At 47.2% G+C, this 12649-nt stretch carries 10 protein-coding genes; 7 read left to right on the top strand and 3 right to left on the bottom strand.

All coding sequences use genetic code 11. From position 1 onward, the window contains the following. Window positions 1-158 precede the first annotated feature (158 nt). From A4R26_RS29180 to A4R26_RS29170, 3 genes are all read left to right on the top strand, one after another. Complete coding sequence (locus A4R26_RS29180) at window positions 159-1859, top strand: carbamoyltransferase family protein (protein WP_081170070.1); 1701 nt, start codon at window positions 159-161, stop codon at window positions 1857-1859. 209 nt (window positions 1860-2068) lie between these two features. Beyond that, complete coding sequence (locus tag A4R26_RS29175; protein WP_081170069.1) at window positions 2069-3049, top strand: glycosyltransferase family 2 protein; 981 nt, start codon at window positions 2069-2071, stop codon at window positions 3047-3049. After that, window positions 3046-4101 carry a glycosyltransferase family 9 protein gene (locus tag A4R26_RS29170; protein ID WP_081170068.1) on the top strand — a complete coding sequence of 352 codons (1056 nt, stop codon included), beginning with the start codon at window positions 3046-3048 and terminating at the stop codon, window positions 4099-4101. Before A4R26_RS29175 ends, A4R26_RS29170 begins: the two co-directional genes overlap by 4 nt. Here A4R26_RS29170 and A4R26_RS29165 read toward each other — a convergent pair. Further along, complete coding sequence (locus A4R26_RS29165; protein ID WP_081170067.1) at window positions 4072-4461, bottom strand: response regulator; 390 nt, start codon at window positions 4459-4461, stop codon at window positions 4072-4074. The genes A4R26_RS29170 and A4R26_RS29165 overlap by 30 nt on opposite strands. Window positions 4462-5705: 1244 nt before the next feature. Here A4R26_RS29165 and A4R26_RS29155 point away from each other — a divergent pair. Next, complete coding sequence (locus tag A4R26_RS29155; protein WP_081170065.1) at window positions 5706-6851, top strand: KGG domain-containing protein; 1146 nt, start codon at window positions 5706-5708, stop codon at window positions 6849-6851. Window positions 6852-6948: 97 nt separating this feature from the next. Beyond that, window positions 6949-7575 carry a YciE/YciF ferroxidase family protein gene (locus A4R26_RS29150; protein ID WP_081170064.1) on the top strand — a complete coding sequence of 209 codons (627 nt, stop codon included), beginning with the start codon at window positions 6949-6951 and terminating at the stop codon, window positions 7573-7575. Window positions 7576-7724: 149 nt separating this feature from the next. Here the strand turns inward: A4R26_RS29150 and A4R26_RS29145 are convergent, their stop codons facing one another. Then, window positions 7725-8879, bottom strand: coding sequence for a PAS domain-containing sensor histidine kinase (locus A4R26_RS29145; RefSeq protein ID WP_081170063.1), 1155 nt, complete (start codon window positions 8877-8879; stop codon window positions 7725-7727). Window positions 8880-9049: 170 nt separating this feature from the next. Between A4R26_RS29145 and A4R26_RS29140 the strand changes: the two genes are divergently transcribed. Then, window positions 9050-9520 carry an inorganic diphosphatase gene (locus A4R26_RS29140; protein ID WP_081170062.1) on the top strand — a complete coding sequence of 157 codons (471 nt, stop codon included), beginning with the start codon at window positions 9050-9052 and terminating at the stop codon, window positions 9518-9520. A gap of 139 nt (window positions 9521-9659) precedes the next feature. Here the strand turns inward: A4R26_RS29140 and A4R26_RS29135 are convergent, their stop codons facing one another. Beyond that, window positions 9660-10706 carry an LLM class flavin-dependent oxidoreductase gene (locus A4R26_RS29135; RefSeq protein WP_081170061.1) on the bottom strand — a complete coding sequence of 349 codons (1047 nt, stop codon included), beginning with the start codon at window positions 10704-10706 and terminating at the stop codon, window positions 9660-9662. A gap of 467 nt (window positions 10707-11173) precedes the next feature. On the opposite strand from A4R26_RS29135, the gene A4R26_RS29130 reads away from it, so the two are divergent. Beyond that, window positions 11174-12526, top strand: coding sequence for an alpha-L-fucosidase (locus A4R26_RS29130; RefSeq protein WP_081170060.1), 1353 nt, complete (start codon window positions 11174-11176; stop codon window positions 12524-12526). The last annotated feature ends 123 nt before the right edge of the window (window positions 12527-12649 follow it).

Below are 12649 nucleotides of genomic sequence, written 5' to 3'. Positions count from 1 at the left end.
CGTTCGCTTCTGGGGAAATAGAGAAACGCTTCCCTGTTTTTCAATTTTTTATATAGCGTTATGTCCACAATATGACGCGACAATTCACATCTTACGATGAGGTAAGATATTTGAAGCGTTCAAAACAACTACCTCAAATAATCACTAAATAAGGCAAAATGTATACATTGGGAATAAACGCAGCATTCCATGACTCGGCAGCAGCGCTTATAAAGGACGGCGTATTGATTGCAGCGGTCGAAGACGAAAGGTTCACACATATAAAACATGGCAAACGGCCGGTTCCATTTTCCGCTTACGAATTACCATTCCATGCAATTGATTATTGTTTACAGGAAGCAGGTATAACAATGAACGATGTGGATCATATCGCATATTCATTTGATCCTTCATTGCTTAAAAGTAACGGTAAACAATCAGCAGACAACATCGATGCGCCGCACGCTGTATTTTCAGACCAGTTGAACGATCTCTTTCTTTCGTATATGCGGCAGGCGCCGCAGCATTTGCGCGATGGTTATCCACACCACCTGCAAAAACGCCTTGCCGGCTGGAAGCTCAATTCTGGCAAATGGCATTTTGTAGAACACCATATTGCGCATGCGGCAAGCGCTTTCTATCCATCGCCTTTTAAAGAAGCGGCGGTTTTGACGCTCGATGGCCGCGGTGAAATGGCAAGTACCAGTTATTTCAGGGGAGAGGGCAATTCGCTCGGGAAGATCGGCGAAGTTTGTATGCCGCACTCCCTCGGCATGTTATATGAAAAAATAACCACCTACCTCGGGTTCCTGCATTCATCGGATGAATACAAGGTAATGGCGCTCGCTTCTTATGGCAAACCCGTTTACCTTCAGCAATTCAGGTCATTGATCAATGTAAATGATAACGGCTGTTATACGATCGGCGATTTTGACCCGGCAGCGGTTTTTGGGCCGGCACGCCCAAAAGGCGGCGACTATGATCAACGCTTTTTCGACATTGCCCATTCATTACAAAAAGTGCTGGAAGAAACCGTATTGAAACTGGTTAACTGGTTATACGAAGAAACAAAGACCGGCAACCTCTGCCTGGCCGGCGGCGTTGCATTGAACTGCGTATTGAATGCCGTCATCCGCGACAATGGACCGTTTAAAAATATCTGGGTACAACCCGCAGCGGGCGATGCAGGTACCGCCCTCGGCGCAGCCATGTGGGTCGACAGGAAATTCAACGCCGGTGTTCCTGCCCAAACAATGGAACATGCCTACTGGGGACCCTCTTATTCCGATGCGGATGTGGAATCATTATTACAATGGATGAAGATCCCTTACCGCCGGTTGAATAACATAGCTGCAGAAACCGCCTCCCTGCTGGCGCAGAACAAAGTGATCGGGTGGTTCCAGGGAAGAATGGAGTTTGGCCCGCGGGCATTGGGCAGCCGCTCTATCCTGGCTTCACCGGCCGATGCAGCAATGCAACAAAAGCTGAACGAAATAAAAGACCGTGAAGATTTTCGTCCGGTAGCGCCCGTGGTAATGGAAGACGTGGCAGGGGAGTGGTTCGAGAATGCAACGGTTTCGCCCTTTATGTTATTCGTATATAATGTAAAGCCCGATAAAGCAGACAAAATTCCGGCTGTACGCCATGTAGACGGTACGGCCCGTATTCAAACCATAAACAGGAACCAGCATGTGTTGTATTACGACCTGCTGCATGAGTTCAATAAACTCACCGGCGTGCCCGTACTGATCAACACTTCATTCAATACCCGGGGCGAACCTATTGTTTGCACACCCAAAGATGCCATTGCCTGTTTCTATACATCCCCGTTCGATGCGCTGGTTATTAACTCATTCTTGTTGGAAAAAGCACCTGATTGAATAATTATTCTATTTACAAATAAGAATACGAAGTAAGAAGCAGGAAGTAAGAAGAGCGCTATTATTTATAACTCGCTAATAATTTTTTATCTTCAAAATTCGGGTTCTTCATACTTCCTGCTTCATACTTCCTACTTCATACTTCCTACTTCATACTTCTTACTTCTGAACCCCAGGTGTACAATTAATCAATAAAAACCAGCCATTCTATGAAACCCGACATCTCAATCGTAATAGCCACCTGGCAACGTACCGAACTGTTGGCCCGCTGCCTGAAGGCATTGATGAACCAGCATATAACCGCTAACCGTTTCGAGGTCATCATCGTTACCGACGGGCCCGACCCCCAAACGGTAAAATACATGAAGTACTGGTTAAACACATATCCAGGCCGGTTAGCCGTAACCTGTATGTCGTTACCGGTGAAGAAGGGCCCCGCCGCCGCCCGCAATGCCGGCTGGCGCAAAGCGCTGGGCGAACTCATCGTTTTTACCGACGATGATTGTGTACCGCAAGCCGGCTGCCTGCAACAATACTGGCAGGCATATATACCGTACCGTTATACGGCCATCGCTTTTAGCGGACAAATAAAAGTTCCCTTACCCGGCATTCCAACCGATTATGAAATGAATACCAGGCGGCTGGAACAGGCGCGTTTTGTAACCGCCAATTGCGCCTGCAGCCGCATCGCGCTGGAACAAACCGGCGGGCTCGATGAGGAGTTTACCATGGCCTGGCGGGAAGATACCGCCCTCGAATTCGACCTGAGCGAAAAAAATATTCCTATTATAAAAGTACCGACGGCTGTTATTGTGCACCCTGTACGCGCAGCCAGCTGGGGTGTAAGCATCAAAGAACAAAAGAAAGGCATGTTCAATGCCCTGTTATATAAAAAACACGGATGGCTGTACAGGAAAAGCAGGATGGAACGAACGCCGGCATATTATTATATTATTACACTGATGTTGTTGCTGGCCCTGTTCTTCGCCTTCAACAACCCGGTATTGACAGCAGCCTGCCTCGCCGTTTGGCTCTCGTTCACCGCCTGGTTTGCCTGGAAACGGCTGCGCAATACCTCGCACGATCCCGCACATATAACCGAAATGATCTTTACTTCAGCCATAATCCCGGTGTTATCGGTATACTGGACCATTTATGGCGCTATAAAATTCAAGACCTTTTTTATATGATGTCATTCAAAACACAGCAACCGAAGATCGCCGTATTCAGGGCCCTGCAACTGGGCGATATGTTATGCGCCGTTCCCGCCCTGCGCGCTTTGCGGCGGGCATACCCGCAAGCAGATATCGCATTGATAGGTTTGCCCTGGGCGGCCTCCTTTGTGCAACGGTACCATAAATACCTCAACCGCCATATTGTATTTCCCGGTTATCCCGGCCTGCCTGAACAACCCTGCAACGAACAGGCATGGCGCCGGTTTGTTGCCCAAATGCAGGAGGAGCAGTTCGATTGCATACTGCAAATGCAGGGCAACGGCACCATCGTGAACGACATGCTGCAACAGCTGCAGGCCAAACAACTGGCGGGTTTTCACCGCCACGATTGTATGATGGACCCGCAATGGTTTATAAACTATCCCGAATCGCCACACGAAGTAATGCGGCACCTGGCACTGATGGAACATTTGGGCATCGACGCCGGCGACGCTCAAATGGAATTTCCCGTAAGCGAACAGGAAGAAACCGACCTGCAACAGGTGGCGCCGTTTGTGCATCATGAACCCTATGTAGTGGTTCACCCCGGATCACGAAGCGAGGCAAGGCAGTGGCAGCCCGCTTATTTTGCGGCCCTGGCCGATTATTGCGCCGAACACGGTTATCACGTTGTGCTTACAGGAACCCCCGACGAAATGTATATTACCGGTTACCTCGCCGGTCTTATGAAGCATACCCCTGTGAACCTGGCCGGAAAAACCAGCCTTGGTGTTGTGGCCGCATTAATAAAACACGCCCATTTACTGATAGCTAACTGCACAGGCGTATCTCATATTGCAGCGGCTACTGAAACGCCCGGCTTGATCATTAGCATGGACGGCGAGCCGCACCGGTGGGGACCAATGAACCGTTCGCTGCATCATGTATTCGACTGGACTAAAAACCGATCTTTTACCGAAGTGTATAACTGTCTTGTTAACCTGCTGGCAACGGATATGAAAAAAGCGAACGCGGTAGCGAAATATGCCATCTTTCAATCAGGCAGAATGGGTTTTATCATTGAATAAACTGTTCAGTTGTTTCAACAGCACCTTAATATTCTCAGGTTTGAGTATACAATGCTCAGCCCCTAGTTCCATCGCTTTTTCATGGTCATCCTCGCTGATATAGGTTGAGTACATTACAAACGTCGACTGTTGTAACGATTCTATTGGCTTCAACCTTTGTAAAACGTTGATGCCATTATAACGAGGCATGTTTATATCGATAAAAACGAAATCAGGCCGAAGCTCCTTTACCACATGGGCAGCCTGCTCAAATCCATTGGCCCAAACACAATTGTAATTTATTTCAGCAAGTTCCAAAGCCAGTTTAAAAATATAAAACTCCTCCTCATCATCATCAATAAGTAAGATAGTTTTCTGCATAATCGACGGTCTTTTACATCTTCTATGTAGCAAATAGGTTATGACTGCAAATCATTGCAGCCCTGGCCGGTTGGGTATTGGGTAATGTTTCAATCAATGAAAGGCAAGCGAAAAAATATACTGTAAGTTAAAGGATGTACAGAACACTCCCTCTTACGTTTAAAATGGGAGTCAATATAATAACACTAAAGGAAAAAATGTATGATCAAACGGAGGAAGGAGCACCCGTAGGTTCTATAAAGATAGATACTTCAAAAGGAGAAAAAAAATTATTTACCGGCGCCAATAGTACAATTTTTTAATCGATTATTATTTATTCTTATAAAATATATGCTCTCCTGCCTTCCTTTGTCCCTGCAGTTTGCCGCGTTCGATAAGCAAAGTAGCCACCTGCACAGGCCGGTGTTCGAAAATGGTTTTTCAGGGAACGCATTGGCCGGCTTCGATAGCCGGCTTTGCAAATACGGCGTGGCCGATAAAACAAATGATCATTACCTTTTTCATGGGACGATGAATTGTAGCTCTCATATTCTGGAGAATTATCCGTTTTTTTGGCGGGGCTTTTTGGCTTTCGCCGGTTTCTTTTTCCCTGCACGCATAGAAATGGCGTTAAAATAAGTTTGTAAGGTACTGGATGTAAAAACACTAACAGCGGACAGGAGGGAGTTAGGGAAAGGCAGCATAAAAAGACTCCGGCTGTACCGGAGTCCTCATTTGTTCTTCGTTCCCTTCGCTGGCATTATCCAGATCAGGTTGTAGGAGTATGATCTCAGGTTTAGTTTACATGCCATTGTTCCGAAAACAGAACAACGCTTGTTTACTTAACCACCCCCGTAAAGAACATTTGCTGTATATCTGAAAATTGTATGCCATTGAAATTAAACGGCAGGCCCACAAACAGCAGGTCATATTGAGGAATTATATACGCATCATCATCAACAAAAATTAATTGTGTGGTTTATTTTTATATTTCATCCAAATGTAAATAGCTTCAACTCACTAACGGCTCGTATTACAGCGAACCGTTCGGTACATACACAACAACAGTAAACTTCGATTTCATTCAAAAAGCTTAAGCCTTTTAAAACAACATTGACAGTATAACGCGAACCACCATATGTTATTCAGTACGTCTCCGTGTTCAAAACAACATCATTGTTTACAACAATAAAACAATCAATACAGTGAGCATTAAAATTGCAGTATATGCATCATTAATTTTCTAACGATTAAACCATTTAATTATGAACAGAAGAGATCGCCAGGGCAGGCAGGATTACGGCCGCCGCAGCAATGAAGAAAACCGTGGGCAGTATGGCTCACAGGGGGGATATGAACAGGGAGGATACCGGGGACAACAGAGTGGTAACTGGGGGCAGCAGGGAGGACGTCAGAATGAGGACTACGGTCAACAAAACAGAGGCGGATATGGTCAGCAACAGAGTGGTTATGGCGGATATGGACAATACGGCGGAAATCGTGGACAGCAAGGTGGTTTCGGCGGATACAGCGGATATGGACAGGGCGGATACAGAGAACAGGAAAATTATAATCAGGATTATGGCCAGCACCGCGGCGGACAAAGCGGTTATGGCGGTTATGGCGGCGGTTACGGAAATCAAGGCGGCGGCTGGGGCAGCCAGGGCGGCTATGGACAACAGGGCAGTAACCGGGGACAAGGCGGTCAGGGCGGCTATGGTCAACAAGGCGGTTTTGGCGGTTATGGCCAGTCGGGCAATCGCCAGGAAGACGAATACGGCAACTATAACAGGAACAGAAGTTATGGCCAGCGGTATAACGAAGATGAAGACGACGATGACTATAACCAATATGGCATGCAGGGCCGGTATGGCAGTCAGGAAGACCAGGACGATGAATGGTATATAGAAGAAGACCAGGATGATGATGATTATAATATGCAGGGACAATACGGAGAAGAAGAAGACGAAGATTATGATGAAGATGAATACGAAGGATATGGCAGCCAGATGCAGGGCCGTTCGCGCCGCGGTTTTGGAATGGGCGGCAGCCAGCAGGGCCGCATGGGCCACATGGGCAATATGCAGTCGGGCGAAGAAGATTATCAGTATGGCCGGCAACAACAGGGCGGCCGTTCGAACCGCAATGAATTTGAACACGATTACAGGGGCGGCATGAGCGGCCGTTCGGGAAGAAGCAGTTCCGGTACTTCACGCCGCGGTTTCGCCAGCATGCCGAAAGACCAGGTACGGCGGATAGCCAGTATGGGCGGACGCGCATCGCATGAGGGCGGCAGCAGCTCCGGCCAGGGACGTTCTTCAAACAGAGGTTCTTCATCACGCAACCGTTCAGAAAACAGCGGCCGTAAAAGCCGTTCAGGTTCAAGCCGAAGCAGAAGTAGTTCCAGGTAACACCTGGTGTGCATAAGAGGGCTTTAATTAAAAGGGTAGGGTGGATACACTCTATCCTTTCTTTCACCAATTATAAATTTCGATAAAAATGCAGCATATGGGCACCGCAACAGAAACAGGAAAAAAAAACGGGCATAACACACCCGAAACTGAAACCAGGAAAAAAGGGGGCACCCAACAAGGCCCGGAAGAAACACCTTCTTACCTGCAAAAATTCTTTATTGACCAGGTAAAAGATATGTACTATGCCGAACAGGAATTGCTGAAAGCAATGCCTGAAATGAAAAACGCGGCAACTACCGAGGAGTTGGAAGACGCCATCGATGAACATATGAAACAAACGCAACGCCATGTTAAACGTTTGGAAAAAGTGTTTCAAATGATCGGACAAAAACCGGAGGGGAAACGATGCGAAGCCATGGACGGACTGGTAAAAGAACTGAAGACCATCCTTCGCGAAACAGAAGAAAATACCATGACAAGGGATGCAGCGCTGATCATTGCCGCGCAAAAGATAGAACACTATGAGATTGCATCTTATGGCGGACTGGTGGCGCTGGCCCTAACCATGGGTATGGAGCGCGCAGCGGATCTCCTCGATAAAACGCTCGCCGAAGAAGAAATGACCGACCAGGTGTTGACAGATATCGCAGAAAATTACATCAATGTAGAAGCCGAACACGAAGGCGCGTACAATTGGGACAAAAAGATCTGGGTGGTATAGCCCGGAATGCAATTTCAGATTTTGGAATTTGGGGATTTTGAGATTTTGGCTGCGGGCTTAAACCCAATGATATCTCAAAATCCCCAAATCTTTAAATCCCGAAATCAGAAATCCCGAAATCAGCAATCCCCAAAATCGGCGACCCTGATTTATTCAACCGGAAAATAACATTGTATTGTTGCACCTTCGCCGGGTTGCGCTGTGGCCTGTACAAAACCATCGTGCGCCTCCATGATCTTTTTTACGATGGCGAGGCCTGTACCCGAGCCAGGATACTCTCCTTTTGGATGCAGTTTCTCGAACATAATAAAGATCCTGTGGGCCTGCGCCTGATCGAAGCCAATACCATTGTCGGAAAACGTTAATCGCAACATGGGTTTATTACTGCGGATACCTGCCGGCAGATTATCCTTGTTCACGAGGTGGCTTTCTATGTTGATACGAGGCTGGTTTCCGGCTGGCTGAAACTTCAGCCCATTGCCAATGATGTTTATGAACAAAGTTTCCAGCATTTCTTTGTAACCGGCAATTACCGGCAGGTTGGCGGCATTGATGATGGCATCCGATTCACTGATCTTCTTTTGCAGTTTATTACGCGCTTCGCGGTAGACATCATTCAGGTCAACTGAATTACGCACCTGTTTGAAACTGTTGATATGGCTCAGGGCCCAGATGTCATCCAGCAACAGGTTGATGCGATTGAGGGAAGCCTGGATCCGCCTGATATTTGCCTTGCCGCCGTTCGACAGGTTCTTTCCTTCCGAATTCACCAGCAGTTCAAAGGCCGTATACACATGCCGTAACGGCTCCTTTATTTCATTACTGGTTATATAAGTAAACGTAGCCATTTCAGTGGAAGCCGTTTCCAGCTGGCGGTATTGCTGTTCCAGCGCTTCATTTAACTGCTGTAATTTTTTTTCCGCTTTTTCGCGTTGAGCCACATCATGCATGATATTCATAACCCCTTTCACAGTACCATTCTCATTGATAAGCGGGATAAAATGATTCTCGTATGACTGCCGGTTCAATAACCCCGCATGGGCGGGAAGAAATGATTTTTTACCCTGAAAGGCAAATTGTATAGCTTCCATCATTTCAGGGTCGTCGTTTAATTGCGGGAATGTCTCCAATAAAGGTTTGCCGATAATATCTGCTTTTTCGATACCGGTAACCTTCGCTGCTGTCTTATTCCAGGCAATAACGTACATATTATTATCGATGGCCATTACCCGGTCGATGCTGCAATCGTTGAGCATCTCGTACAAATTAGACAGCGTAGTGTTTTCGAAGGTCTCTCTACGCATAGGGAAGTATTTTAACAGTTATTAATAGGTATTCACCAATCATACCACCCCCAGCTTTCATTAGTGCACGTCAAATATAAATTTTAATATCAACAAAAGAATATATAATGATCACTATTACCTAATTATAAGGGCATAGCATTTGATGGAATTATATCAAACCTTGTGCCATGGACGTCGTTATTGAAACACCCAAATTAAGCCGCCAGAAATACGCATTCGATAAGGCAACCAAACTGTTCAGGTTGAAGAAAGTACTGGCGCCTGGACTGGTATTTCCGTTCGATTTTGGTTTTATCCCGGGCACAAAAGGAGAAGATGGCGACCCGCTCGATATACTGGTACTTTCAGAGTACCAGGGTTTTCCCGGTTGTATAATGGATGTGCGTATCGTTGGCTGTTTACAGGCCACGCAAACCACGGGTGGAAAAAGATCCTATCGCAACGACCGGTATATAGGCATCCTTGAACAAAGCAGCGAATACGACCGAATAATGTCGCTGGAAGAACTGCCCGATACGTTAATTGACAGTATTAAATTATTCTTTACAACGTATCTTCAGGCGGAGGGTAAAAGCATTCAATGGGAAGAGAACCTGAATGCGAGGTTGGCGATGGAGAAACTGAATGGTGAAACGTGAAACGGCAAACGTGAAATAGCTCGCGCACTTTGAAATTAATATACGACCCTGCGCAGCTTGAAATTTAAGTCGAACGCTGATAAATAATTATGAATCCCGGATATAGGACTTTCACGTTTCACGTTTGCCGTTTCACGATTTAAGAACCAACATTCGTCTTCGAATATTTCCTAACTTCAGGTGCCACTTTAGTCCCCAGCAACTCGATCGCCTTCATCACTTTAGCATGGGGCATGGTGCCAACGCTGATGTGCAGTAAGAAACGTGTTAAGCCCAGCAGTTCCTGTTCATACAGGATCTTTTCGGTCACTTCCTGCGGACTGCCCACAAGCAGTGCGCCTTTTTTGGTACGCATGGCATCGAACTGCTGGCGGCTCATGGGTTGCCAGCCGCGTTCGCGGCCCAATTGCGTCATTACATATTGATAGGAGGGAAAGAACTCATCCGCGGCCTGCTGCGAGGTCTCGGCTATATAACCGTGTGAGTGCACGGCCATTTGCAGTTTGCTTTCGTCCTGGTTGTATTTTTTATAGTTCTCCCTGTACAATTGCGCCAGTTGCACAAAATGTTCCGGGCTGCCGCCGATGATGGCCATGGCCAGCGGCAGGCCATAATAGGCGGCCCTGATAACCGAGTTGGGTGTTCCACCCACGGCTACCCATATGGGCAGTTCGGGCTGAAAAGGCCGTGGGTAAACGCCAAGGTTATCTATTGCGGCGCGGTGTTTTCCTTTCCAGCTTATTTTTTCAGTTTTATTCAACTGGTACAGCATGTCGAGCTTTTCGGCAAAAAGCGAATCGTAATCTTTCAGATCGTACCCGAAAAGCGGGAACGATTCAATAAACGATCCGCGGCCGGCCATAATTTCGGCCCGGCCATCACTAAGCAGGTCAACGGTAGCAAAATCCTGGAATACGCGCACCGGATCATCGGAGCTAAGCACCGTAACCGCGCTCGAGAGTTTTATGTTCTTTGTAATAGCGGCCGCCGCGGCCAGGATTACGGCCGGGGAAGAAGCGATAAAATCGGGCCGGTGGTGTTCGCCAACCGCGAAAACATCCAGGCCAACCTGTTCCATCAACGCCACCTCTTCCATGAGGTCTTTCATGCGCTGATGCTGTGAAATACATTTTCCCGATTCCTGATCGGGCGTAAGTTCAACGAATGTGCTTATTCCTATTTCCATATAGTTATGTTCCTCGTTTTTAACGGTGATTGTTTTAGAAGAGTTTCATCTCGTACGAAAAACAGCTACAAGCTATAAGCTGTAAGCTGTAAGCAAATACAGTTTTAAGCCGAAAGGCCAAAGCCCAAAGCCTAAAGTAAATGCACCCTCTAAAAACCAAAAGTATAATAAATATGTTCAACGCCAGGCACTTCCCTGCAGTATAGCGAGGCCTGTATTTGTATTTGCGTTCGACTTTCGGCTTATAGCTTTCGGCTTTCACCTGTATTTTGTATTCCCTTTCGCCTTTCAGCTTTAAGCTTTCACCTGTATTTTGTATTGCTTATAGCTTACAGCTTATGGCTTACAGCTGTATTTTGTATTTGCTTTCGCCTTTCAGCTTTCGGCTTTCAGCTTTCACCTGTATTTTGTATTGCTTATAGCTTACAGCTTATGGCTTACAGCTGTATTTTCCTTACTTTCACCCAATGAAAACCATCACACTGATTGTCACCTGCCTTTTTTTGACCATTAATGCAATAACCGCGCAAACCGCTGCGCCCGAAACGGGCAGTTACAAACCCGCCTCAGAAAATTTGCAGGCCCGCCAGCAGTTCCAGGCCGATAAATATGGCATGTTCATCCACTGGGGGCTGTCGAGCATGCTGGCCGACGGCGAATGGGTAATGAACAACCGGAATATCAAAGTGGTTGATTACAGCCGCCTGCTGCATGCATTCAACCCGGCCGATTTCAATGCCGCCCAATGGGTGGCCACGGCAAAGAACGCCGGCATGAAATACATGGTTTTCATCACCCGCCACCACGATGGCTTTTCAAACTGGGATACCCAATACTCCGACTGGAAGATCACCAATACGCCCTATGGCAAAGATGTGCTGAAAATGCTGTCGGCAGAATGCCGTAAACAGGGCATGAAGTTGGGACTGTATTACTCACTGCTCGACTGGTTCCGCAACGATTATCCCTGGGAAACCGGCCGCACCGGAAAGGGTACGGGCAGAACGGAGAAATCTAACTACGCATCTTACCTGCAGTTCATGAAAGACCAGCTCACCGAACTGCTCACCAATTATGGCGATATCATGTGTATCTGGTTCGATGGGCATTGGGACCAAACCAATCCTGAAGGCCATGCCGACCGCGGTTCACGGATCGACTGGAAGTATGACGAGATCTATTCGCTTATTCATAAGCTGCAGCCGCAATGTATGATCGGCAACAACCATCACATGACGCCGTTTGCAGGCGAAGATTTTCAGATGTTCGAAAGAGACCTGCCCGGTGAAAACAAATCGGGACTGAGTTTTCAAAAACCATCAGACGCCATGCCGCTGGAGACCTGCGAAACCATCAACGGCGCATGGGGGTATAATATCACCGACCGCAATTATAAAACGGTAACTCAGGTGGTGCAGTTACTGGTAGGCGCAGCCGGCCGCGATGCCAACCTGCTGCTGAATGTAGGGCCCATGCCTACCGGTTTAATACAATCGGAATTTGCCGATACCCTCGCCAGGGCAGGGAAGTGGTTACAACAGTATGGAGAAAGCGTTTATGGTACCCGGGGCGGACCGCTTGCGCCACAGCCCTGGGGCGTTACCACACAAAAAGGTAAACTGATATATTTGCATGTATTCAAAGCGCCCGAAGGCAATGCCATCGTACTGCCCGATGCAAAACTGAAAATAAAATCGGTAAAACTCCTTGGCAGCAGCACCCCGGTAAAATTCACCAAACAAAAAACAGGAATAACTCTTTCAACCGAAGGCCTCACCTTCGATGGACCGGATACTATTATTGTAGTGGAGCAGGGATAGGGAATACAGCTGCAAGCTTCAAGCTTCAAGCTGCAAGCTGTAAGCTGTAAGCGAATACAAATACAGGCTAAAGCTGAAAGGCAATTACAGCGGCAAGCTTCAAGCTGTAAGCTGTAAGCGAAT

Origin of the sequence: Niastella populi, assembly GCF_002078015.1 — a bacterium.
GTDB classification, from domain to species: domain Bacteria; phylum Bacteroidota; class Bacteroidia; order Chitinophagales; family Chitinophagaceae; genus Niastella; species Niastella populi.
The sequence above is the reverse complement of the archived record's forward strand: the minus strand, read 5'-3'. Positions and strand labels throughout refer to the sequence as shown.